Origin of the sequence: Thiocapsa bogorovii (assembly GCF_021228795.1) — a bacterium.
GTDB classification, from domain to species: domain Bacteria; phylum Pseudomonadota; class Gammaproteobacteria; order Chromatiales; family Chromatiaceae; genus Thiocapsa; species Thiocapsa bogorovii.
In genome coordinates, this window is sequence record NZ_CP089309.1 from 26,634 (window position 1) to 50,121 (window position 23,488).

Sequence of the window (23,488 nt, forward strand, 5' to 3'; positions counted from 1 at the left end):
GGGTGCTGGCCTATCAACCCCACGTCCCGAATCAGCCGACCGACGTGCACCTGTTCTGGGGTTGCGGGCTGTTTCCGGACCGCGTTGGCGATTTTGTCCCCAAGGCCATGGCCGACTGCAACGGCGCGGAGATTCTGCAGGAGCTCTGCGTCCACCTGCGCTTCGATCCGGAGACGGTGGCATCCGCCAAGTGTATTCCCTGCCGAATGCCTTATCTCACCAGTATGTTCATGCCCCGCCAACGCGGCGATCGACCACTGCCGGTGCCGCCCACTTCGAAGAATTTCGCGTTCATCAGCCAATTCGTCGAGATTCCCGATGAGGTGGTCTTTACCGTCGAGTATTCGGTGCGTGCCGCAAAGATGGCCGTCTATGTGTTGCTGGGTATCGACGGCAAGATCCCCGCCCGTGACGCCATACGCGGCCTCTTTTCATGCGCAATTCGAGGCCCTGATCAAGTCGTTTAAGTGAGACTGCAACGCATCTGTCACTGTCAAAGGAAGCCTTCATGAATCACTTCCGGATTGCCGTCATTGTCGGCAGCCTTCGCCGCGATTCCTTCAATCGCAAGCTGGCCGAGGCCATAGCGACACTGGCGCCCCCGGCGTTCTCGTTCAGCCAGGTGCCGATCGGCGACCTGCCGCTCTACAACCAGGACGACGACGCGTGCCCGGCCGCGTCCGTCAGGCGACTGAAGGCCGACATCGCGGCGACTCAGGGCCTGTTGTTCGTCACGCCCGAATACAACCGTTCGATCCCAGGCGTGCTCAAGAACGCGATCGATCATGCCTCGCGCCCCTATGGTCAGAACGCCTGGGCAGGTAAGCCCGCCGGGGTGCTGGGCGTTTCGGTCGGCGCCATCGGCACGGCCCTGGCGCAACAGCACCTGCGCAACATTCTCGCGTACCTGGACGTCCCGACCCTGGGCCAACCGGAAGCCTTCATCCAGGCCAAGGAAGGGTTGTTTGATGAGGCCGGCAACATTGGCGCGAACAGCCAGGGTTTCCTGCAGGGCTGGATGGACCGTTATGTCGCCTGGGTCGCCAGGCACGCGGCCTGATCGCGACACCATGAGAGGGTTGCGACGCCACACCGAACACCACCGCACCGACCGTATCGGCTGGCTGCGCGCCGCTGTGCTCGGCGCGAACGACGGCATCGTCTCGACCGCCAGTCTTGTGCTCGGCGTCGCGGCGGCCGGTGCCAGTCACGGCAATCTTCTGCTGACCGGGGTCGCGGGCCTGGTGGCCGGCGCCATGTCGATGGCCGCCGGCGAGTATGTTTCGGTCCACTCGCAGGCCGATACCGAGAAGGCCGACCTGGCGCGCGAGCGCACCGAGCTCGAACAGAATCCGCCTGCGGAGCGCCGCGAGCTCGCTGCCATCTATGTCGCCCGCGGGCTTGAGCCGGACCTTGCAGGACAAGTGGCGACGCAACTGATGGCCCACGACGCCCTCGGTGCCCATGCACGCGACGAGCTCGGCATCTCCGCAACCCTCAGCGCACGGCCGATTCAGGCCGCCTTGGCGTCGGCCGCCAGCTTCGCGGTCGGTGCGGCGCTGCCGCTGGCCGTCACGGCCTTGGCCCCTGAGCAGGCCCTGATTACTTGGGTGTCGGGTGCCTCTCTCGCCTCGCTGGCCTTCTTGGGCGCCATCGCCGCGCGAGTTGGCGGTGCCAACATGTTGATCGGCGCCTGGCGGGTTACCTTCTGGGGTGCGCTGGCGATGGCCATCACGGCCGGGGTGGGTGCCGTGTTCGGTGGCGCTGTTTGATCTCTTGCCTTCACACCGGAAACCGGATTGATTTACCAGGATTCCTGCGAGCAATCGCGCGTCGATAAGGAGATAGCCGAGGCGTACGAAGCCCTGAAAGACGTCGAGAAGCGGGCGGCCTACGACGATGTCGGGAATCGCTTCAAGCACGGCCAGGACTTCAATCCGCCGCCGGAATGGACTAGCGGCTTCGAGTTCAGTGGCGGCGCCGAAGGCGACAGCCACGACTTCAATCACAGCGACTTCTTCGAATCGCTCTTCGGGCACCGCACTGCCGGCGCGCGTGGCTCGCATGGGCGGGGCCAGCGGGCAGGTGAGGACCATCACGCCAAGGTGCAGATCGACCTTCAAGACGCCTATCGCGGAGGCCGCCGCAGCATCTCGCTGCGCGTCCCGCGGATCGATGCGAGCAGACGCCCGATCATCGAGGAGCGACACTTGGAGGTGAACATCCCCAAGAGCATCCGCGATGGACAACACTTGCGACTCGCCGGCCAGGGCGGTCCGGGACAGGGTGACGCGCCGGCGGGTGACCTCTACCTTGAGATCGCGTTCGCGCCGCACCCGGATTTCCGTGTGAATGGCCGCGATGTCTACCTCGATCTGCCGGTCGCGCCTTGGGAAGCGGCCCTCGGCGCCGGCGTCACCGTCAAGACCCCTGATGGCAGCGTTCAACTGACGGTTCCGCCCGGCTCGTCGCCGGGCCGCAAGCTGCGACTCAAAGGCCGGGGGCTTCCCAGTGTTCCCCCCGGCGATCTCTATGCGGTCCTGTCGATCCGCTTGCCGCCGGCCGACACGCCGACGGCGCAGGATGCCTACCGCCGGATGGCCGAGGCGTTCGGTAACTTCCAACCGCGATCCGCCTTGGAGGCTTGATGCCGATGAACACGATCAACAGGCCCGTGACGCAGTGCGTCATTGTCGAGGAGGAGGTCCAGTTCTCGTTGGTCGAGTTGACCCGGGCTTGCCGGACTGACGTCGATCAACTGGCGGCACAGGCATGACCGACCGCCCAGCGGTGTCGAGCGACTGCGCGATAATGATCTCCCAGACCTCTCTGATCCCGCTCAGCCCGGCGCCCCTATCACCATCGTAGCCGGAGACGATGACCGCGATGAGTTGGCCGTTCCGGTTCTGGGTGCGGGAACGCGGAAAGACCGAAATCAAGTCGGGCCATCCGCGCGGTTTCGAGATCGGCTTGAGACGGTACCATCCCGGCCGCACCCGTCATCGTCGACCCCGCAAGCCGCCGCTGGATGGACGCGCGCGTGTGCGATCTGCTGGAGTGATCGTGAGCGGCGAGCCGTTGCCGAGGTAACCCGCCCTCCGATCGATGCGGAGGGACCGGGCTGAGGGCGCTCCGAACGACCTGTGCGCCGTCGATCTCCGATACGATGATGCAATGGATCGCGAGCGCAGTTCCAGGGTCCGTTCCGGTTCTGGCGTCTGTTGTCACGGTGCATCGACGCGCCCATTGCGTGCGGCCGTTCACCTGCCGTGTCGCGGACCGGTCTAGCCCGGGAGGTACCCATGTCCGAAGTCCGGGGTACGCCGTGTCTTTTTCGCTCCAGCGACCGTTTCCTACCCTCTTGGTCCGACGACTCAAAGGGACTCTGCGCCGACCGAAGCGCTGGGCGTGCCGAAAGCCCCCGATGGCGGACCGCATCAAACGACGCCCCCGCCTCGTCGGTAACTCGGCCAGGTGAATGACACGATGGGGGAACCGATCTCCAGCAACCGGTCCATGATGCGCTCGCCGAGATAGGTCTCCATCTCGGCGGCGGTCAGGTTGCCGATCAGGATGGTGGGGCGCATCTCCCCGTAGCGGGCATTGAGCACGTCGAAAAGCATGGCACGGCGCTTGGCGTCGGTGCCGATCGCCACACCGACTTCGTCGAGCACGAGCAGGTCCGGGGTCGTGAGCAGTGCGAAGCTCTCGATCTCCGAGCGCTTGGCGACCGGCGAGTAGGCGTCGCGCAGCATCCGCAGCGCCCCGGAGATGGACATCAGGAGCCCCGTGCGGCCGGTGCGGATCACCTCGGTGAGGATCGCGCAGGCGAGATGGGTCTTGCCGGTCCCGGGACCGCCGACCAGCAGCAGCGAGCTGCCCCGCTGTCTGAGCGCCTCGAAGCGTTGCGCGTAGCCGCGACACACCGCCAGGGCCTCTCGCTGTGCCCGCGTGTGCGCCACGTAGCCGTCGAAGGTCCGGTCCAGGAAGCGGCGCGGAATCCCGCAGCTCCCGACGGCCCGCTCGAGGTGTGCCTGGGCCGCTCGGAGCCGTTCGGCGGCGAGTCGGTTGACCTCGGCTCGACCGACAGCGGCCAGATCCTCAGCCGAGAGGATCGGGGATGAGCCAAGGGATCTGATCGAGGGGGGTGGCCCCGACGCTGTAGTCCTTGTCGGCCAATCTGGGCTCCGGCTCATGGTCTTGCCTCGTCGCGTCGCTTGCCTGCAGGGTCCGCAGTCGGTTGATGAAGGTCGCGTCCCAGCTGTCGCGTCGTGTGCCGGTGTCGGTCCAGTAGACGACGAACTCGTCGACCTGAGCCGCGGCCCAGGTGCGGGTCATGTCGTGCTTGGCGGCCCAGTCGAAGACCCGTTGACTGGGCTGCCAGTCGGGCGGGATGGGTGTGCGCCCTCTCGCGCGGATGCCTGGGCCTACCGGTGCGGAAGCATCGTCGCTCTGGAGCAATGACGGCTCACTCACGGTTCTATGACGGCTCTTATCCCGGTTCGGAGGCACTGTGTTCCCGATCAAAAAGGAAGCCGGTTCTCGACCGACAGAGCCGGTTGCCCTACCCATGGGCACAGTGTTCCCTATGACATGTTGTTCCCCCCTCCCGGATAGGGCACCGGGCTCCCCAACCCGGTGCACAGGGTGCCTCATGGAAACCAGCGCCCTGCCCTCGCCTGGAGACAGGAGTTCCCGATTCCTTTGGCACCCTTGATCTTTCTGCGAGGCGCACAGCAGAAGCCGGTAGTGAGTCGCTCGTCCGGGTCCGCCTTTCTCACGCTCGATCAAGGTGCCGTCGAGCCCGCCCAGGGCCTTGGTGATGCCGCGACGGCTGAGCTCCGTCATCCGTTCCAGGAGTCCGAGGGAGGGGAAACACTGCTCGCCTCGTTCGTCGGCATACTCGGCCAGCGCGAGCAGCACCAGCCGTTGAGCGAGCGTCAGTCCCCGCCGGCTCCACGCCCAATCGCGTGTCGCTCGGCTCATGTCGGGCGCCCCTGCTCGGGGGGGCGTTGCAGCAAATCCACCACCTCGACATCCAGAGCGCGGGCGATGCGGCGCAAGCTGGCGAGGGTCGGGTTGGCGTCGCCGGTCTCGATGCGGCAGATCCAGGCTTGCGAGGCCCCGGCGCGCTTGGCCACCTCGGCTTGAGTACGACCGGATCGCCTGCGCAGGTGACGGAGGTTTCCTCCGATGGTGTTGTTCATTCCGGGCTCCGAATCGCTGTCTGTGATATCCGGGCCGGCTGGCCGGGCAGACGATGACGCTGCCGCCGCCGACATGGAACGCGCTCGAGATCGTCCCGCCGGCAGCGCGGCCGAAGCCTAGGCCGTTGCGGAAAGCGTCCTCGAACGCCGAACAGATGGTAGGCCAATCGCGTGCGCAGAGAAGCCGCTCAAGATGACGTTTTTCGACGCCTTTCGCGGGTTTTAGGGTTTTTTATCGGCCATCGGGAGCGACGGGCGCAGCGCGCCCGGCCGGGGTGGCCCGGCGTCCAAACACACGGAAAGGAATAGGGCGTTGACGGCCGGCATGGACTTGTCGTTTGCCGCCGGCCCATCGTCACCGCATAAACCGACGGACCGATCGCCGGCACATTCCCCGGCAGGTGTGCCCTCCCGAGGGCGAACGGGGCAGCGCCGGTGCCGTCGTCACGACCGGGACGCATCGGCAGCGGCCGGTGTGTTCCCGAAGAGGCATGGCCGCTCGCGGACGAGCGGCCGCCCTCGGATCAGGACGGTTCGAGCATCGTCGCGATCGTAAAACTGATCATACTCACGAGCAGCGCCACGAATCCGATGGTCAGAATGATGTTGTCGGGCATGTCCGACAGGAACTCCACCAGGTAGAGCGGGGCGATCGCGGCGAACAGCAGCATAGTTCCGAGCACCCGCAGAATGCTGCGGTGCTGTCGGTGGCAGTGCTGAGCCGCCGTCGGCGCAGCCGCCATCGCTGGAAGCTCTATTCCATGATCGGGATGTGCGCGTTCGAACGCGTTGTGATTCTTGAGATTGATGCCGCCGATATCGATGCTCAACGACGGCATCGCCGCCTCCGACGGCTTCGGCTTAGGCACGCTGTCGCCCATGATCCCGCGAATTGTCGAACGGATTTCATCACTGTTGTCGATCATCGAAAAAACCTCCGCTGTTTCGTGATCCAAAGTCTTTATGTCGTGTCGAGCGCGTCGGATCGTCGCCCGAGGCATCGACCGGGTCAACGCAAAAACGCGTCGAGCGACCGTCATTCCGGGTCGGACTCGCGGAACCGTGCACTCGGTCACGCTCAGCTCGCCAGCCTGACGAGCTCCAACACCGGCGCCTTGCGGACGTCTTCGCTGCTGCGATAGAGGCTGTAAAGCGCCGCGACCAGCTTGGCCTTCTTCCCCGGCGTCAAGGTCGCGCCGATCTCCTCGAGTCCGCCTTCGACCGACTCGAGCAGGGTTTCCAACAGATCCACGTCGACCGGACCCCGGACCATCGCGTCCGTGCCGTCCTCGGCGCGCCCCTGCCCGGTCGCCAGCCAGAGCAGGGACACACCGGCCACGCGGGCGATATCGACCAGTTTGTCCGCCCCGGGAACGCTCGCGCCCGCGAGGTACTTGCGGAAGATACTCTCGGAAATCCCGCACTTCTGCGCGAACGCATTCGTGGACAGCACGCCCTTCGCCCGCGCCAGGCGCGTGGCGAATTCGGCGCTATCCCAGAAAACTTCTTGTTTTGAATCAGAATCTTGAATGCCATTCACCATGGTCATACCATCCGAGTCGAATGCCGAGAAATCGCTTTATAGTGCGTCACAAGAGCGCAGAATACCCTTTTTAGTTTGACAATTTCGCTTTATCAGAACGCTTATAGCACCGCCAACTTGTTTTTCTGCCGTGAGAACGAAGATGACGGACATACCCTCGGCCGCCGGCGTGGGACCGGACCGGCCCAACCCTGCGCCCCACCTCGATTGCGAGGTCGATACCCTGAATCTGATGTGGCTGCTCGGCGCACGCGAGATGGCGCGTTCGGACGCCGAAAAGGCTGTCTTGGTCTATGGTCTCGACCGTGAAGTGCTGGACATCCTGCGTCATGCCTCGCTCGCGATGCTGCGCGAACTGGCCGCTTCGGGCGTGCTCTTGTTTCGACCGCGTTTTCGTTTGCGCTGGCTGCAGGAACGTCTTCGGACGACCGGCCCATCCGCACTCGGGTTGGGGCTGCAGGCCATTCTGCTCGCCGCCGAGGAGGTCGCGCAGCCATGAGACTTCAGCATCACGCCAGGACCCAGCTGGCGATCGCCCTGATCCGACGCGGCATGCGCACCTCGCTTGTGGGCCGGATCAGCGGTCTGCGCCCGGCTGTGTTGCGCGAACTGCACCATGAGATCCACGGGTGCAAGCCTTTGCCCGGTCAATTGCCAAGCACCGGCAGTCTGCTCGGCACGACGCGTCGGCAGGCCAACGCATCGTTGTTTACAGGCCTGTATCGCGCCTTCGGCGGGGCGGCGGTTCAGCGATGCATCGACATCGAGGCGCTGCTGACGGGGCACCGTCTCTATCTGGAGCAGATGGCGGGGTTGACGGGATCCGACACGCTCGGCCCACCCATCGACATCAATCATGGCTGGGTGATTGCCCGCGACCTCACCACGGGGCTCGTGCTCTTCCGCAACTGTGAGCGCTGCGCGATCCCCTACTTGGCAGGGGCGTTCTCGCGCCGGGCCGTGGATTGCCCGATCTGTGCGTTGAAGGTGTCTCGGACAGTGCGTGATCGCAAGGAGGACGCACCGCCGAAGCCCCTCGCCTCCTCGACGTCCGAGCAACGTATCCAAACCCGAGCGTAAAACGCGCGGTTGACGGGCCGGTCGTTTCGCTACGATTCGCTGACCACAATCCGCTCACCTCGATCAGTCTTATCCGGGACCGTTTCCGGGTTTCGAACAGAATTCCGGGTTCCCTTGATCTCGTCCGCAACTGGAAGTGCCCTCCGTCATACGGTGGTGCAATCCAAGCGCTGCCCTCAACGCGGAAACCTTGATCGCAAAGGATTGCGAACACGCGACGCAGCCGAGCACTTGGACACCGTCGTCCGATTCAAACCTCCTCGGCCGCGCGGCCAACTGCAACGAACCAGCGCAGGGAAACGGTTTGTCCTTTCTCAAGCTGAGCGTCAGAATGCTATCGAAATCGGGCCCGAGTAAGATAGGATTATCCCGATCCGGTTGGGTATTCGCAGCCGCAACAGCGTGACGAGAACGTGACGCAACGCAGGCATCGACCGTCACGACACGTCCCGTCGAGTCACTATAGCGCGGGGCAGTATGCGCTAAGGTATTGACATTAAATGGACAAAAAGGTGTGCGTTGGATTTAGGTTCCAGCGGAGCAATCCGTGGGGGTTCGAGCCCCCCCTCGCGCACCAACTCTATTGAGGCCTTGGATCACCCATTCCGGCCGGGCGCCCCTTGCCCCGGTCAGGGGTTGACTCCACCTTCCGGTGTCATTCTTTTCAACCTGACGCGCTCTTCGCATTCAGGCAGACGCGCTGAGCAGACCGACGCCTCTCAACGACTCACAGCAAGACGCAGCGATTCCCACCCAGCGGTCGGTCGTCTGCAACCCGCGGCGGGAAGACGGTCCCGCGGCAGGTCGCATGAAACCCGACCCTCGGAACCCGAAAAAGCCGATGGAAGCTTCACGATGACCGAAAACAACACAAACACCATTACCGACGGCAAGTATGTTGAGCTGACCTACCTCGTGCGAGACAGCACGACCGGTGACGTTCTGACCGAAGTTTCCCGCCCGCTCAACTACGTTCACGGGGTGAATGAGATCATGGCTCCGACGATCACTCGCGAGCTTGCAGGGAAGACGCAAGGTCAGCGGGTCGACCTGCTTGTCGACTGCACTGAGTTGTACGGTCCGAGAGACGAGTCACTCGTGGTCACCGAAAAGGTGGCGCTTGTGCCGCGGGAGTATCGCCAGGTCGGCACGCGGATCCTGATGGAGAACAATCTCGGTGAAATGAAAAGTTTTCTGGTGACCAAGATTGAAGGAGACAAGATCACTTTTGATGGCAACAACCCGCTCTGTGGCAGGGAGGTGATCTACCAGGTGAAGGTGCTTTTGGTTCGGGATGCAACTGCCGACGAAAAAGAGTACGGCGGTCGAGTGGAAACTGACCCCGCGACGTCACCGAGCGGCTAAAACGATCAGAGCGGCAAGGCGTCCTCCACCGCAAAAAAATGGCATGGACGTCATCCGTTGCACCAGCGGACGAAGGACCGTTACACCCGGGCGCCCCTTCGGTGATTCCTAGCCTCAGTGTTCAGATTTTGGGAGGTTCAGATTTTCGCACCTAGGACTGCGGCGATCACTCACGATCAGTCCTCAATGAATATCGAACAACCGCCGGTGAACCCTCTCGCCCACACAGCCACCTCATCGGATACACCGCGCCATGTCGAGACCTGCCGGCTTCTCGACGGGCGTGACCCGCGCAGGTATCGGCGCCAAACCGACTCTAGGCGCGGTTGACGCCAAGATTGCTACGGCCGTCAACCGGCGGGTGGCGAGCAAACCGCTGGACCTCTCGATTCCGTCTACTGCACATACCAGCACACGGTCCATTTCCGGACCTAAGGCGATCTCTGTCAACTTTTATACCATCTGACTTGTCTTGACGCCCGCCTTCGGTGTCGGGCTGGCGGTCACATAGCCTGCTATGCTCCCGCCAGCCTTCCTTGAATGCGAACGCCAATCCTGCATCATCTGGTACGAAAGTCTCCGGCAATCGCCTAAGTCCCGCACTCGCTCAGCCGTTTGATATTCGCGAATCGAGTGAGGCCACGGCAGAAGTCACGCCTCCGGCCTCACCGGAGATTAGGGCCGCTTCGGGGTCTTGTAGGTGACCTCTTTTTGGAAAGATTCCCAGATCGTCTGATATCCGACGAAACCCTTCTCATTGGGCTCCATCTGCTTGGTCTTATGGAAACGCACTTTGCCTTCCGGAACTTTTGGTCTGCTCTTAGATTGCTCGCTCATAGGTCACCTTTTCTAGACATGCCACTGTGGACTGAACGTAGCGCACCGACAATGCTGCGGGCGCCGGCCAGGGTATGAAATATCAAAATTCACTGCCGAAGAATCGAATGGTCTGGCGGGCAGCGGTCGCGTCGACCCACGCCTTTCAGCCGACTCGAAATACACACCCAACCCAACTGTGATCATTCGGATGATCTCTTCGACAGGATTTGCAGGGCCTCGTACACGAACTCATGCGTGTAGGAGTTCTCGCCGCAGTGAGTTAACTCTTCATCCGACGTGCGAAATGTCAGGTAGGGGTGTGCTTCCTTGCCGTCGATCTCGATTGCCGCCGTATCATCGATCGTACTGGCAACACTGAATGCGATACTTGCTGTCGCTTCTTCGAGCTTTTCACCACTCAAGCCAGCTTCCTGAAGCTTGACCCTGATACTCTGCACAAGCTCGCGGACTAGAATAAACTGATATTCATCGAATAGAGTCGGATCGAGATTAAGCTGCATTCTCTTTTTCCCTTAGCGGAAGCCCTAGCTCACGCCTTTCTTCGATCATTCGCTAGAGGGGTACGGTCTTTACACCCGTAAGCACAGGCGGCCTCTCGACCTTACCACCGGCTGCGATCTCTGCATCCGTCGCATCTCGAACGTTCAATACCTCAAGCTCAAACACGACCTGTCGTCCACACAAGGGGTTGTTCCCGTCGATGGTCAACGTTCTGTCGTCGACCCTGGTGACCAGGAAGGTCTTCGTCTCCCCCTGCTCGTTCTCCATCAGGATCGTGGTACCGACCTCGCGGTACTCTTCCGGAACGTTCTCGATGTAATCAGTGACCACGAGAGACTCATCCCGGGGACCAAACAACGTGTTGCAGTCCAGCTCAACCGACAGCGTATCTCCGACTGCTCTGCCCTCAAGTTCGGCCATCACTTGAGGCGACAGGACGTCGTTGACGCCGTGGACGTAGCCCAGCGGAAAATCGACAGCCGTCAACACATGTCCGGTCTTGGCATCGACAACGCGGTACTTGAGCTCGACGTACTTGTTATGCTCGATGGTGTCTGTCATGACGCTCAGAAAATCGACACGGCGAAAATACGGATCTCGCCTTTCTCATAGCCGAGAACCATTCTTCCCAACCACTCCCCATCCTTCGTCGTACTTCGCACGCGATAGAGACAGGTGACATGCTCGCCACGCCGAATGAGACCGAGAAAGTCTCGCTCTTCAACCAGGTTTCGGGACAGCTCGCTGTGAGCAAACTGCTTACCAAGCTCAACCTCGTTTAAACCGAGCAGCAGCTCATACGAGAACTTCCTGATAAACTTTCCGTATTGACCTTTGTTGGAGAATTGAATCAACTCGTCCCACAGCGGATGAGCAATCTCAAGAATTTCCTCGTCAGACTTATCGTTAATATTCATTTCACATCGCTATCGGTGTGCGGCTTGGCAATCTCGTTCCGAACTCAAGCTCAAGCTCAACCCGCCGGCTTCACAGCGATCAAACTCATTCGATCATCGCCAGGCGTGTTACGTGAAAACTCTACAATCGCTTATCACGCTTAACCTAGCGCTCATCCAACAAGCGGGGTAGAACGGCGAGAAGAAGACGAGGGCCCCGATTCCAGAGGCCCTGTCTTCCTCAAAGGCTTATGCAGCCTCAGCAGTCTCTTGCTTGTCCTCAATCAGGTGGTAGCACGGCGCTTTCTCCATGCTGTACTCGCCGGTTTTCGGATCCCGGCGTGAGACCGTGAGCACATGCCAGTTCTCGTCATCCACCTTCATCGCGTCACCGCGATAGTAGTAACCCGGCCAGCGGGTTTCTTTGCGGAACAGCGTGTGATGCATGACAGCCTCGGAAGTGAGGTGGCGATGCTTCAGCTCCCAGGCGCGCAGCAGCTCGTGGATATTCTCCGCCGCAATCTTTTCAAGGTCCTCTTCCAGAAGCTTGAGCTTCTTGAGTCCGATATGCAGCAGCTTCTCGTTGGTCATGTAGCTGACCGTCACCCCGCCGCAATACTCATCCATCAGCTTCTGGAGGCGATCCAACCCCTGACGCGGGTTGATATAGTTCGGGTTGACCGATCCGGCGGTGATCTCGTTTCGATAGAGCTTATAGTGCTCCATCGGCTTATAGACCTCTTCCTTGCGACGATTGATCTGCTCATCGGAGACGCGGATGCCTTCGGCCTTGCCGTCATCGATGTACTTGCAGGCCGCCTTGGCCGCGAGCCGGCCTTCCGTGAAGGAACCGGAAGAGAAAGCGTGCGGCGTTCCACCGACAGCGTCACCCGCACCGAACAGACCTTCCACGGTGGTCATTCGGTTGTAACCCCAGAAGTACTCCGGCGGGGATAGGTCTTCCGGACCTGAGCACCAGGCTCCACACCCGGTGGCATGAGAACCCATGACGTAGGGCTCGGAGGTCGTCAGCTCCGGATTCTCATATTTCGGATCGACATCCGTCGCCGCCCACAATACCGCTTGGCCGACCGTCATACCCAAGAAGTTATGCCAGCCGATCTCTTCGAGATGCGGATCCTGGAACGCTTCCATCGTCACCATATGGATCGGACCGCGTCCGGCGTTGACCTCGTTGATGAACGCGTGATTCCGCAGGCAGGTCGGAATCGGGCGATGCGACAGGTGCGACGCTTCGACGTCCAAATAGCGCTTACCGACCATTTTCTCCAGGGCAGGGAACCACTTGGATTCGTACTCTTCGCCCATGCCGTTCTGCGTGTAGGTCTTGAGGTGCAGGAAGTACGCACCGACCGGACCGTATCCGTCCTTGAAACGGGCGAGAACGATTCTGTTCTCCATCTGGGTCATTTTCGCGCCGGCACCGATCATCAGGCCATACGCGGAGCCCGACGACCAGGGTGCGTACCACACGCGGCCGGCACCTTCGCCGACGGAGCGAGGCTTGAAGATGTTGGACGCACCGCCGGCAGCGACGACGACCGTCTTGGACTTGAAGACGTGGTAGTTGCCGGTGCGCACATTGAACCCGACGGCCCCGGCAACGCGGTTCTCCTTGGACTCATCCATCAACAGATGGGTGACGCAAACGCGGTTGAAGACCATGTCGGCGGACTTCTTGGCAGCCTCGGCGACGATCGGCTTGTACGACTCGCCGTGGATCATGATCTGCCAGCGCCCCTCGCGCTGATAGGCGCCCGTCTTCGGGTTGCGCATCAACGGCAGGCCCCATTCTTCGAACTGGTGCACCGTCGAGTCCACGTGGCGCGCCATATCGAACAGGAGGTCTTCCCGAACCATGCCCATCAGGTCGATGCGCGCGTAACGAACGTGGTCTTCGGGGTTATTCTCGCCGAAGCGGGTGCCCATGTAGCAGTTGATGGCGTAAAGCCCCTGGGCCACCGCCCCGGATCGATCGATGTTCGCCTTTTCGGCAATCACGATCTTCTTGTCTTTGCCCCAGTAGCGTGCCTCGAAGGCAGCACCGGTTCCGCCCAGCCCTGCACCGCACACCAGGATGTCGATGCCGTCCTCAACGACTGTCTTGTAACCCATCATTCGTACACCCCTACTTTCAGTTGAAGCCCGGCGGCTTCGAGTGTGTGCAAACCACCGTCATCGAATCGGATGTACTTCGGCTCGTTGTACAGGAGTTCGCCGTCGCGCATCTCCTGACTGGGAGCCGGCGCGTCTGCCAGTTGAGGAATGTGCTTTCCCCAAGGCTTCGTCGTAATCGGGGCCAGGAGATTCATGTCCTTTTCGCCGTTGCGGAAGATGATCCGCCATGCGATGACACCTTTCTCCTCGTCACGTTTAACTCGGACCGAGTGGCCGAGCGGGGCGAAATCGGCGTAGCCCCGGACGTCGATGGCATTGTGCGGGCAGGCCTTTACGCAGGAGTAGCACTCCCAGCACATGTTGGGCTCGATGTTGTAGGCTCGGCGCACCACCGGATCGATGTGCATGATATCCGATGGGCAGATGTCGACACACTGGCCGCAACCGTCACAGCGCGTCATATAGACGAAGGTTGGCATATTCGTTTCCTCTTCGTGACTTGAGATCGCTACGCGAGATCAATAGTGGGCCGGAGCTTCGCGCTTGATGCCGAGCCCCATGTTTGGCGGGTTTGCGCCCATGTACTCTGGAATGTCCGGATAACGCTCTTTGCATTCGGCGCTGGACAAATCGGGAATCTCGGGCAGTTTGTCGCAGGAGCCATCCGCAACCGCCACCTTCTTCTGAAACGCTGCGGCGGGCTTGAAGAACATGTGTGCGAACTTCGACCACAGGATGGTGCTGAACAGCGTGGTTGCCGCGGCGATAAAGACGATAAACGTGATGATGCTCAGCACGGAGGTCGCACCGGCAGACGCTTGCACGAAGGACCAGATCAGCGCAAAGGTCGCCATCAGCAAGAGCGAGACGATGAACAGGTCGGACTGGTGCACGTTGTGCCACTCGTTACCCTCGGACCGCACATCGACCCGGATCTTGAACCAGAACCAGTAACCGCCGATGCAGATCGAAAGCGCTCCCAGATGCCACAGCAGGGGCACGAGCCCAGCGCCTTCGCCCTCGGCGACGGGCAGGCCAAAGATCATCACGGCCGTGGTCACGACGAAGAAGATAAAGCCATACATCGTAAAGAGGTGCGAGATACGACGGTCGCGATTCTGGAACTCGCTCGAGGTCAACACCTCGTTTGCCACCGTACTCAGGGCGATGCCGAGCTTCTCCCCGCCACCGACGTCGCGCTTGGCAATCTTCTTCAGCGACTGCCCTCTCTCGAAAAAGTATTTGGCGCTTCTCTTATGTACGACGTCGAGCAGCGTGCCGCCGACAACCAAAATGACCATCAGAACGACGTATGCTTGCATGACGCCCGGGTCGAGCGAAAGGCTCTCGGACACAATCGCGAAAGGATTACTTGCGATCATTGGAAGGTGACTCCATACAGGGTGTGAACCTCGGCTACCTCGAGGAAACGGTGACCTGATCCGCCCCAGCATCAGGTCGACTGGCGATGCCGAAGGAACGGATCTTGAACCGCCCCACGGGATGTCGGCGCTGTTTTGGCGACTCCCGGCGACACTGGCGATGCAGTATAAGCTTTTCAGTACATGCTGCGCGACTCAGACATTTTCGGGCGTCATAACTACGACTTATGAGACACGTGTGAACGGCACGAGCATGACAATCTTGCTGATAACGGGGACGGGTTCGTGGCTGGCTACCTCTCCCCCATTGCGCCGTCGTCGAGGCATCCTTGCCGATCGTCTCCGGGCTTTGCACCGCCTCGACGACCCGGACGCTCCGAAACTCAGTTGCCTCGAACCACTCATCCTTCGCAGAACCTTCGGGATCGCCGGTCCTGCGTTTCAACAGACCGAGGGGTTCGCAGTGAGTGCCCCGCACGTCAGTGCGGGCCGAGACAAGACGGGTCCAGAAAGCCACGGGTGTGTTGGCGATGCCGGAGCGTTTCCAGCACCTCGGCATTGCTGCAGTGCTCCGTTGAGAGGCAAAAACCATCCGCATCACTGGTACAGAACGCCGTCCCGGCGGCCCATTGCATAGGCCGTCTCCCCCGCTGCCATCCGAAGGCGAGCTTCGATCCGGATCTTATCCATCACCTCGTGATCGACGATTTCCGGATAGAGCGGATAGAAGCGCACCACGTCCAGCGCATTCGCCTTTGCCGCCAGCTCCATTCTGCGCCGTGCCTCGAGACTTACTCCATGCAGCATCAGCAGACGCGGTGCTTGGCGATGCAGATAGCGTTGACAAAGATCCTGGTGCTCTTCGTTTTCCCACTCCTCGCGGACCAAGAACGGTGGAAAATCCTCGTCCTCGTTGAACCTCCGGGTGAACCATTGCGCTCTCGGTTTGGGACCGGCTCGCTCGGCGACACATCTTTCCAATCGGTAGTTCACGGGCCCATATGACCTGTTGCGCTCAGCCTCGGTCGTTTCAATCGGCATTACCGCGGCCGGAAGCGCAGCCCAATCCGTGAGTTTCGGAAAAGACGCCATCTCCGACGCCTCTACGCAAGAGAAAATGAGTGCGAGGGGCGAACAGTCCTTGGGATCCAAGAGCCAGTATTCATATCGATCCGAGGCCTCGAACGGCAGTTGTGCACCGATCAGAAACGTCGCCAAATCAAGTATGCGTTGGTCCACTTGACCGTCGTCCGTGACAGGGTTTTCGATCACCTTTTCGAAATCCCGACGCCTGATGTGAGCCGCCCTGGTGAAGCGACCCTGCTGTCGAGCTGTGCTTGTTTTGCCCCCACGATGGTTGGCATAGATAAAGTGAAATTCCCACAAATCGCCATCCATCGAAAGCGCTCGAGCGTGATCGGATTCGGCGATTTGTACTTGAGCCGAGTACGGCTGCAATACGCGTTGAGAGTGAGCTTTAATCATCTACGACAGATGTGAAACAAGGTCCGAGGCAGAAAACGTTCGATGTCGCCCGCTCGACCCGACGGGGCCGAGCAGAACCCCCCTACATCCAGCGAATATAGGCGATCGCGTGGATTCCGCTACCGTACAGATATTGTAAATATTCGCCCGGGTCGGTGCCGCGACAGAACAGTCGGCTGGAGCGCCAAACCCGCGGCGCCGTGGAGCAACGTCTCGAAGACCGCACGCAACGGGAACTGAATCGCCGCGGCGGTAAGGTGCGGCATGCGGTCGCTGAAACACAGACGGCCTTCGCGCATCTTGAACTCGACATCGACGACCCATCAGAACGGTTTCCCCGGAGAACACCCATGAAGAAGCTCGCTCTGTCGATGTTCATCGTCGTGGCGATCGGGGCCTTTTTCGGCTTCGGCCTGAACCGCTACCTGACCCTCGATGCGCTGAAGGCAAGTCAAGAGGGCTTCGACGCCTGGTATGCGGCGCGCCCTGCGTCGGTCATCGGCGCCTTCTTCGCCGGCTATGTGGCGGTCACCGCCTTGTCCCTGCCGGGGGCCGCCGTCATGACCATCGCGGCCGGCGCCCTCTTCGGCTTGGGAGTGGGCACCCTGATCGTCTCCTTCGCGTCCAGCATCGGCGCAACCCTGGCCTTTCTGGTCTCACGGTTTCTGCTTCACGATGCAGTGCAGCGACGCTTCGGCGCGCGTCTGGAAACACTCAACAAGGGCATCGAAAAAGACGGAGCCTTCTTTCTTTTCACCCTGCGCCTGGTCCCCGTCTTTCCTTTCTTCGTGATCAACCTGCTGATGGGTTTGACCCCGATCAAGCCCATCACCTTCTACTGGGTGAGTCAGGTCGGCATGCTCGCGGGGACCCTGGTCTACGTGAACGCCGGCACCCAGCTCGCACGCCTCGACAGCCTATCGGGGATCCTCTCCCCCGCCCTGCTCGGCTCTTTTGCGCTGCTCGGAGTCTTTCCGCTTCTGACCAAACGGGTGGTCGAGCGGATTGAGGCGCGCCGGGTCTAAGCCGGTTGGCCGAGACCCCGTCGCTTCGATCGCAACCTGGTCGAGATCGACACGCCGACAGGAGCGCGGACCCGAACCAGCCGAGCCATCGTGATCGCCACCGGTGCCGCCCCGATCGTCCCCGACATTTCCGGACTCGACGGGGTGCGTCATGTCACCTCCGAGAGCCTCTGGTCCATCACCGAGAAGCCGGAGCGGCTGGTCGTCCTCGGCGGCGGACCGATCGGCTGCGAGCTTGCCCAGGCGTTTGCGGCCATCGGCCCTCGGGTGACTCAGGTCGCGCGCTCCGGCATCCTGCCCAAAGAGGACGACGACACCGTCGCGCCGATCGAGGCGGGCTTGCGCGAGGACGGCGTGCGACTGATGACCCACACCCGAACCCTGCGTTGCGAGGTGGTGGACGGAGAGCAGCGGCTCGTGGTCATCTCCGGGCCGAGCCCGAGTCCGGATCCGGACTCGGCCGGCAACGAGGAAGCGCTCCTCTTCGATCTCCTGCTCTGCGCGATCGGGCGGCGCGCGCGTGTGACCGGCTTGGGACTGGAGGTCTTGGGTATCCCGCTCACCACGGCCGGTCCGATCGAGACCGAAGCCTTCCTGCAGACCCGCTATCCCAACATCCTCGCCTGCGGCGACGTGGTCGGCCCCAATCAGTTTGCCCATGTGGCCACTCACCAAGCCTGGTACGCGGCCGTCAACGGCTTGTTCCTCGGCATCAAGCGCTTCGCGTCGAATGATCGCGTGATCCCGCGCGTCACCTTCACCGACCCGGAGGTCGCACAGGTGGGCTTGACCGAGCGCCAAGCCCAAGCCCGAGGCATCGCCTACGAGTTCACCCGCCACCGGCTCGACGATCTGGACCGCGCCATCACCGAGAGTGCGGCCCATGGCGACCGGCACCGCATTGTGCGTGATCGCCCTTCGTTTCCTTTAATCAAGCAACGTTTGTATTTCGTCGGCGATCTCCTCCGCGTAGAGATCGCGGAAGAAATGATCTGCGCCGTCCACCACGATCAGGTTGACGCGCTCGCCGTCCGCCATGGGCTGCACCGCCTCGATCAGCCCTTCGACAACATCGTCTTCACTGCCGGCGATCACCAGGACCGGGGCCTTGATGTCGGGGATCAGGCTCGGGGTGTCCATGCGGGGATCGGGCGAGTGGTAAGAAAGGAAGGTCACAGCGGTTGCCGAGGTTTCGGCGCAGTAGATCAGGTCGACCGGTTCGAGCATCTCGGCACCGCGACCTTCCGAATCGAGCAGACGCGCCCGCGCGATATGGGGTTCCAACGCCTTGCCGAAACGCTTGTCGTAGTCCTTGACTGCTGCGGCCTCGCTCCAGGTCTGCGGTGCGATCAGGATCACGGCCTCGAGAGGGGCTTCCGGGTGCTCGGCCGCGAAGCGGGCCGACTGATTACCGCCGCGCGAATGTCCCAAAAGGGCCACCTCCTCGACGCCTTGACTCTGCAGCCAGCCGAGCCAAGCGCCGATCTCGCCGACCGCGTCGGTGTGCAGGTGGGTGTGTGGCGTGGCGCAGTCGTACATGCCGCTGCGGTTGTCGAGCCCCAGGCTCAGCGTCATGGAGAGCGAGCTGATTCCGCGCTCCTGTAAAGCCGTTTGCAAGGTCTCCATGATCTCCATACCGCCGTGGGCGAGCGTGCCGTGGGTCATGAGCACCACCGGTCCCTGTTGCCAATCGGCGCCGGTCGTTTCCAGATTGGCGTTCAGGGTGAGGCCCCGATCGGTCAGGGTGACCTCTTCGGCAGCAGCGGCTCCGGCCGCAAATGCCAGGACGAGCGCGATTCCGGCGCTTTGAAGGCAATGGTTCATGCGTTGGTCTCCGTGGGGTTTATGCATCGGTTGGGTCGGGTCAGCCAAGCCCTCGATCGAGATCAGGGAGCAGATCATCGCAGGCTCGAACCGGTTTGCTCATGGCCGCGTATCCTGAGGCTGATCCTCCCAGCGCCGCCGATTGATCGCATAGTCCGTCACCTGCCCGACAAAGGGCAGTACCAGCATCCCGTCGAGCCGATCGACGCGGCTCGGATCGCGGTGGTCGCGAATCCCGATCGTCATGCCCTCGTGACCGGCCCGCGGCTGATCTCGGTAGGTGCCGAGCAAGCGATCCCACCAGGACAAGTTGAAGCCGAAATTGGAGTTGGTCTCGTCGTCCTCGATCGAGTGATGAACGCGATGCATGTCGGGTGTCACAATGAACCAACGCAATACGCGTTCGACCCCGAGCGGCAGGCGCACGTTGGCATGGTTGAACATGGCCATGCCGTTCAGGATCACCTCGAAGAGGATGACGGCGACGACAGGCGGACCGAGCGCGGCGACGGCCGCGAACTTGATCAGCATCGACAGGACGATCTCGATCGGGTGAAAGCGGGCCCCCGTGGTCAGGTCGTAGTCCAGGTCGGCATGATGTACCCGGTGCAGCCGCCACAGCGCAGGCACCGCATGAAACAGCACGTGCTGCACCCAAACCACGAAGTCGAGCACGACGATGGCTGCCGGCACCGCGAGCCAGCCCGGCAGGTCGATCACGTTGAGCAATCCCCACCCCTGCGCGCTCGTGAAGACGGCCATCCCGACCGCAGCCGCGGGAAAGAGGATGCGCAGGACGACCGTGTTCAAGACGACCAGCCCGAGGTTGCTGGTCCAGCGTTGCAGTCGGGTCAGGGTCCGGGCGCGGCGCGGCGCGCGAACCTCCCAGATCGCCATGAGCGCGAAGATGCCAAAGAAAAATACGAGGCGGATCGTCGCCTCGTAGGTCTGGATGAAGCCGTCCAATGGGTATGCCTCCGCCGGCCGAAATGACCTCGAGAGCACGATATTGGCAGATCGGCGGTCAACAACAACCGGTGGGGTGAATGTTTTTCGCTCACCGATGCAGCGGTTTTCTCCGGTCCCGGCAACGGGCTCGGCAGCCCGGCCTTGATGAAGGTCTGCGCCGGGGGCTTGAGGCGCTCGACCATCGTCAGATAGGGGAACAGAAGCTCGGCCAGCGCCAGCGCCTCGGTCAGCCCGAATCGTCATCTGGCTGCCGAGCCGATCGAAGGACTGTGCCAGCTCAAGCGCCATCGCCGACGCGCCGATGATCGCAATCGATGTCGCCATGGCAATGTCCTCGCTTGATTCGAGAGAGCAACCCAGGTGCCGGGGTTGGGCAGAGGATCGCGCACCCGAGTGTATGCTCGATCGGGTCGCCTGAGTCTCGAACCTAAGGACGGAGTCATCGGCCGGGCCACTTCCGACACCGACGCCACGCATAGGCCTGCGATTTTCCCACTCCGAGGAACACCGATGAACCACATACTCGTCTGCCTTGCCCTGCTGCTCTATCTGGCGACCGCGCAGGGCGGCGTCGGCGCGCAAGCGGTGGAAGACGTCTCGGCAACCGACCCGCCCGAGCTGAAACGCCGGCTGGCGGCGGCGCTCGAGGCCAAAGGGCCGGACTACCGCCCCCGCACGGAGCATCTTCTTCCCGACGGCCGTCCTCGCTACACCAACCGCCTGATCGTGGAGGATTCCCCCTACCTCCTCCAGCATGCCCACAATCCGGTGGACTGGTATGCCTGGGGGCCGGAGGCGTTCGAGCACGCCCGGCGCGAGAACAAGCCGGTGTTCCTCTCCATCGGTTACTCGACCTGCCACTGGTGCCATGTGATGGAACGCGAGAGCTTCGAGGACGTCGCCATCGCGGATCTGCTGAACAGGCATTTCGTGGCGATCAAGGTCGATCGGGAGGTCCGACCCGATATCGACCAGGTATACATGACCGCCGTGCAACTGCTCACCGGCAGCGGCGGCTGGCCCATGTCGAGCATCCTGACGCCCGAGGGGGAGACGATGGTCGCCGGGACCTACTTCCCGCCCGAGGATTTCAGCGCCCTGCTGCAACGCGTCAGTGCCCTGTGGCAAGAGCAACCGGAACAGATGCGCGCCCGGGCGGCCGCGATCACTCATGCCGTTGCCGAGGCGCTCGCCGCCGAAGCACAGGCGGCCGAGCTGGAAGACCGGATCGTCGATCGGGCGGTCGCGGGCCTCCTCGAGCAGCATGACGAGCTGCAGGGCGGATTCGGTCATGCCCCAAAGTTCCCGCAGCAGCCGCGACTCGCGCTGTTGCTCGACCACGCCTTGCGCCGAGACGATCAAGCCGCGCTGACGGCGGCCGTCTTCACGCTTCGGAGCATGGCGCGCGGCGGCATCCAGGATCAGGTCGGCGGCGGCTTTCACCGCTACGCCATCGACAACGACTGGCTCGTGCCCCACTTCGAAAAGATGCTCTACGATCAGGCGCAGCTCGCGCGCCTGTATCTGGCCGGCTGGCGTCTGACCGGCGACCCGGAGCTGGGTCGTGCGGCCCGGCGCACGCTGGACTTCGTGCTGCGCGATCTGACCTCCCCGGCGGGTGGCTTCTACTCCGCGACCGACGCCGACAGCGAGGGCGAGGAAGGTCTGTTCTTCCTGTGGACCCCGGACGAGCTGCGGTCCATGCTCTCGCCCGAGGATGCCGAGCTCGCCATCGCCCTCTACGGGGTGACCGAATCCGGCAACTTCGAGGGGCGGAACATCCTGCATCTGCCGATGGCGCCGGAGTCGTTCGCCGCCGCCCGTGGCTTGACCACCGTCGAGCTTTGGAAGCGGCTGGACGCCATCAATCAGCGGCTCTACCGGCACCGCGAGGGACGCCCGCATCCGCATCGCGACGAGAAGATTCTAACGGCCTGGAACGGCATGATGATCGCCGCGCTCGCGGAGGCCGCCGAGGCCTTGGGCGAGCCTCGCTATCTGAGCGCTGCCGAACGCGCCGCAGAGCTGCTCTGGACCGAGCAGCGTTCGGCGCCGGGCCGGATCAACCGCGTCTATCTCGACGGGCGCACCGCGCAGCCGGGGCTTCTGGAGGACTACGCCTTTCTCGGACAGGCCATGATTGCGCTCTACGACGCCACTGGCGAGCAGCGCTGGTTGACGCGGGCCCGTGAGATGGCGGATGCCCTCTGGGAGCGCTTTGCCGACCACGGCGAAGGCGGTCTGTACATGGGCGAGGCCGCCGAGGAGACGCCGCTGATGGCACGGCCGAAGGACGTCGCCGACGGTGTCATGCCGTCCGCCACCTCGGCGGCCCTGCAACTGTTGGCAGAGCTGAACCGGCGGACCGATGAGCTCGCTTACGAGCGGCGCGCGACGTCCCTGTTGGCGAGCACATCGGGCCTGATCGCGCAGGCCCCGAGCGCCTTCCCGTCGCTGCTGGCAGCGCTGAATCTGTTGCGCCACGGCGACACCGGACCCCTGCAATACGCGGCGCGGGGCGCCGTGCGGGCCGACGCCCGCATCAGCGCCAAAACCAGCACGGGCGACCATGGCAGTGGAAATCTAGTGATCGATCTCACCATACGACCGGGCTGGCACATCAATGCCCACCGACCGCTGCAGGACGAGCTCATTGCAACGACCCTGCGCATGAGCCGGACCAGTGCGGACTGGCAGATGGCGGCGCCCGCCTACCCGATCCCGGAGATCGTCCGACTCGGATTCCAGCGCGAACCGCTCGCGGTCTACCGCGGCCGGGTCCGGATCGAAACGACGCTTGAGCCAAATCCGCAGCAGCGGGCCAATTCCACGGTGGAGCCAAGCGCCTGGCTAACCTTCGAGCTGCGTCTGCAAGCGTGCAGCGACGCCATCTGCCTCGCCCCGGAGACCTTGGTTCTGCATACGGTCGGGCAGACGCGACGCGACGTGGCAGAAATCGTGACCTTAAGATCCGGACGTCGTCACGATGCGTTACAAGGATTCGTGCAATCGAATCGAGTGCAGTCCGAATAAGGTAATCTGTTTCAAAGCGATAGAGACTGGGACGACAAAAGCGGGTGAACGTCGCCGGCGACATCGACCGATTCGCCGCATGTGACGCTCGCCGGCCCAGAGTCCTCGTCATCGAGGACCATCCCTCGGCTCTGGTGGCAATCTGCAGCGGTCGCCACGACATTTGCAGTAGCGAGGGGCGCCCGCCGGCCACCGGCGC

General features: G+C 62.3%; 24 protein-coding genes and 2 pseudogenes. 11 read left to right on the plus strand and 15 right to left on the minus strand.

What is annotated here, in order from left to right:
• The first annotated feature begins 2 nt into the window (after positions 1–2).
• The 5 genes from LT988_RS00125 to LT988_RS25185 are packed head-to-tail and all read left to right on the plus strand — an operon-like array spanning position 3 to position 2,776.
• On the plus strand, positions 3–467 hold the full coding sequence (locus LT988_RS00125; RefSeq protein WP_232408259.1) for an oleate hydratase: 465 nt from the start codon (positions 3–5) through the stop codon (positions 465–467).
• A 41-nt stretch (positions 468–508) separates the two neighbouring features.
• A complete protein-coding gene (locus LT988_RS00130; RefSeq protein ID WP_232408260.1) occupies positions 509–1,060 on the plus strand; it encodes an NADPH-dependent FMN reductase in 552 nt (183 codons plus the stop codon).
• Between the two features lie 10 nt (positions 1,061–1,070).
• Positions 1,071–1,772 (plus strand): VIT1/CCC1 transporter family protein, encoded by a 702-nt coding sequence (locus tag LT988_RS00135; RefSeq protein WP_232408261.1) that lies wholly within the window; start codon positions 1,071–1,073, stop codon positions 1,770–1,772.
• Between the two features lie 27 nt (positions 1,773–1,799).
• A complete protein-coding gene (locus tag LT988_RS00140; protein ID WP_232408262.1) occupies positions 1,800–2,648 on the plus strand; it encodes a DnaJ C-terminal domain-containing protein in 849 nt (282 codons plus the stop codon).
• Between the two features lie 5 nt (positions 2,649–2,653).
• Positions 2,654–2,776, plus strand: coding sequence for a hypothetical protein (locus LT988_RS25185; RefSeq protein WP_269752162.1), 123 nt, complete (start codon positions 2,654–2,656; stop codon positions 2,774–2,776).
• 661 nt (positions 2,777–3,437) lie between these two features.
• On the opposite strand, the gene LT988_RS00150 is transcribed toward LT988_RS25185, so the two are convergent.
• The 6 genes and pseudogenes from LT988_RS00150 to LT988_RS00175 form a co-directional block, all read right to left on the minus strand.
• Positions 3,438–4,196: an ATP-binding protein gene (locus LT988_RS00150; protein ID WP_232408263.1), complete on the minus strand. Its 759-nt coding sequence runs from the start codon at positions 4,194–4,196 to the stop codon at positions 3,438–3,440.
• Positions 4,102–4,476, minus strand: a complete 375-nt coding sequence (locus LT988_RS00155; protein WP_232410655.1) for a DnaT-like ssDNA-binding domain-containing protein — start codon at positions 4,474–4,476, stop codon at positions 4,102–4,104. Before LT988_RS00155 ends, LT988_RS00150 begins: the two co-directional genes overlap by 95 nt.
• 342 nt (positions 4,477–4,818) lie before the next feature.
• Positions 4,819–4,986 (minus strand): annotated as a pseudogene (locus LT988_RS00160) (helix-turn-helix domain-containing protein); the annotation flags it as partial.
• Entirely contained in the window at positions 4,983–5,207 is a 225-nt protein-coding gene (locus LT988_RS00165; RefSeq protein WP_232408264.1) for a helix-turn-helix domain-containing protein, read from the minus strand. The pseudogene LT988_RS00160 and the gene LT988_RS00165, both read right to left, overlap by 4 nt.
• 524 nt (positions 5,208–5,731) lie before the next feature.
• On the minus strand, positions 5,732–6,133 hold the full coding sequence (locus LT988_RS00170; RefSeq protein ID WP_232408265.1) for a hypothetical protein: 402 nt from the start codon (positions 6,131–6,133) through the stop codon (positions 5,732–5,734).
• 152 nt (positions 6,134–6,285) lie between these two features.
• Positions 6,286–6,756 (minus strand): helix-turn-helix domain-containing protein, encoded by a 471-nt coding sequence (locus LT988_RS00175; RefSeq protein WP_332460509.1) that lies wholly within the window; start codon positions 6,754–6,756, stop codon positions 6,286–6,288.
• Between the two features lie 136 nt (positions 6,757–6,892).
• On the opposite strand from LT988_RS00175, the gene LT988_RS00180 reads away from it, so the two are divergent.
• The 3 genes from LT988_RS00180 (at position 6,893) to LT988_RS00190 (ending at position 9,195) form a co-directional block, all read left to right on the plus strand.
• Positions 6,893–7,249, plus strand: coding sequence for a flagellar transcriptional regulator FlhD (locus tag LT988_RS00180; RefSeq protein WP_232408267.1), 357 nt, complete (start codon positions 6,893–6,895; stop codon positions 7,247–7,249).
• Positions 7,246–7,830 carry a FlhC family transcriptional regulator gene (locus tag LT988_RS00185; RefSeq protein WP_232408268.1) on the plus strand — a complete coding sequence of 195 codons (585 nt, stop codon included), beginning with the start codon at positions 7,246–7,248 and terminating at the stop codon, positions 7,828–7,830. The genes LT988_RS00180 and LT988_RS00185 overlap by 4 nt, the downstream gene beginning before the upstream one ends.
• 855 nt (positions 7,831–8,685) lie before the next feature.
• Positions 8,686–9,195 (plus strand): FKBP-type peptidyl-prolyl cis-trans isomerase, encoded by a 510-nt coding sequence (locus tag LT988_RS00190; protein ID WP_232408269.1) that lies wholly within the window; start codon positions 8,686–8,688, stop codon positions 9,193–9,195.
• Between the two features lie 1,019 nt (positions 9,196–10,214).
• Here LT988_RS00190 and LT988_RS00195 read toward each other — a convergent pair.
• The 7 genes from LT988_RS00195 to LT988_RS00225 all read right to left on the minus strand — a co-directional run bounded on the left by LT988_RS00195 (position 10,215) and on the right by LT988_RS00225 (position 16,438).
• A complete protein-coding gene (locus LT988_RS00195) occupies positions 10,215–10,535 on the minus strand; it encodes a hypothetical protein (protein ID WP_232408270.1) in 321 nt (106 codons plus the stop codon).
• Positions 10,536–10,587: 52 nt separating this feature from the next.
• Positions 10,588–11,097 (minus strand): FKBP-type peptidyl-prolyl cis-trans isomerase, encoded by a 510-nt coding sequence (locus LT988_RS00200; protein WP_232408271.1) that lies wholly within the window; start codon positions 11,095–11,097, stop codon positions 10,588–10,590.
• A gap of 5 nt (positions 11,098–11,102) precedes the next feature.
• Positions 11,103–11,453 (minus strand): hypothetical protein, encoded by a 351-nt coding sequence (locus LT988_RS00205; RefSeq protein WP_232408272.1) that lies wholly within the window; start codon positions 11,451–11,453, stop codon positions 11,103–11,105.
• 228 nt (positions 11,454–11,681) lie between these two features.
• On the minus strand, positions 11,682–13,568 hold the full coding sequence (gene aprA, locus LT988_RS00210; RefSeq protein WP_232408273.1) for an adenylyl-sulfate reductase subunit alpha: 1,887 nt from the start codon (positions 13,566–13,568) through the stop codon (positions 11,682–11,684).
• Positions 13,568–14,050: an adenylyl-sulfate reductase subunit beta gene (gene aprB / locus LT988_RS00215; protein ID WP_232408274.1), complete on the minus strand. Its 483-nt coding sequence runs from the start codon at positions 14,048–14,050 to the stop codon at positions 13,568–13,570. The genes aprA and aprB overlap by 1 nt, the downstream gene beginning before the upstream one ends.
• A 39-nt stretch (positions 14,051–14,089) precedes the next feature.
• Complete coding sequence (locus LT988_RS00220) at positions 14,090–14,953, minus strand: adenylyl-sulfate reductase (protein ID WP_232410656.1); 864 nt, start codon at positions 14,951–14,953, stop codon at positions 14,090–14,092.
• A 597-nt stretch (positions 14,954–15,550) separates the two neighbouring features.
• Complete coding sequence (locus tag LT988_RS00225) at positions 15,551–16,438, minus strand: hypothetical protein (protein WP_232408275.1); 888 nt, start codon at positions 16,436–16,438, stop codon at positions 15,551–15,553.
• 350 nt (positions 16,439–16,788) lie between these two features.
• On the opposite strand from LT988_RS00225, the gene LT988_RS00230 reads away from it, so the two are divergent.
• Entirely contained in the window at positions 16,789–17,463 is a 675-nt protein-coding gene (locus LT988_RS00230) for a TVP38/TMEM64 family protein (RefSeq protein WP_232408276.1), read from the plus strand.
• A 45-nt stretch (positions 17,464–17,508) separates the two neighbouring features.
• Positions 17,509–18,339: pseudogene (locus LT988_RS00235) on the plus strand (FAD-dependent oxidoreductase); the annotation flags it as partial.
• A 51-nt stretch (positions 18,340–18,390) separates the two neighbouring features.
• Here the strand turns inward: LT988_RS00235 and LT988_RS00240 are convergent.
• Both LT988_RS00240 and LT988_RS00245 read right to left on the minus strand, forming a co-directional pair.
• Positions 18,391–19,287: an alpha/beta hydrolase gene (locus tag LT988_RS00240; protein WP_232408277.1), complete on the minus strand. Its 897-nt coding sequence runs from the start codon at positions 19,285–19,287 to the stop codon at positions 18,391–18,393.
• Between the two features lie 99 nt (positions 19,288–19,386).
• Positions 19,387–20,253: a sterol desaturase family protein gene (locus tag LT988_RS00245; protein WP_232408278.1), complete on the minus strand. Its 867-nt coding sequence runs from the start codon at positions 20,251–20,253 to the stop codon at positions 19,387–19,389.
• 513 nt (positions 20,254–20,766) lie between these two features.
• On the opposite strand from LT988_RS00245, the gene LT988_RS00250 reads away from it, so the two are divergent.
• A complete protein-coding gene (locus LT988_RS00250; RefSeq protein ID WP_232408279.1) occupies positions 20,767–23,289 on the plus strand; it encodes a DUF255 domain-containing protein in 2,523 nt (840 codons plus the stop codon).
• The last annotated feature ends 199 nt before the right edge of the window (positions 23,290–23,488 follow it).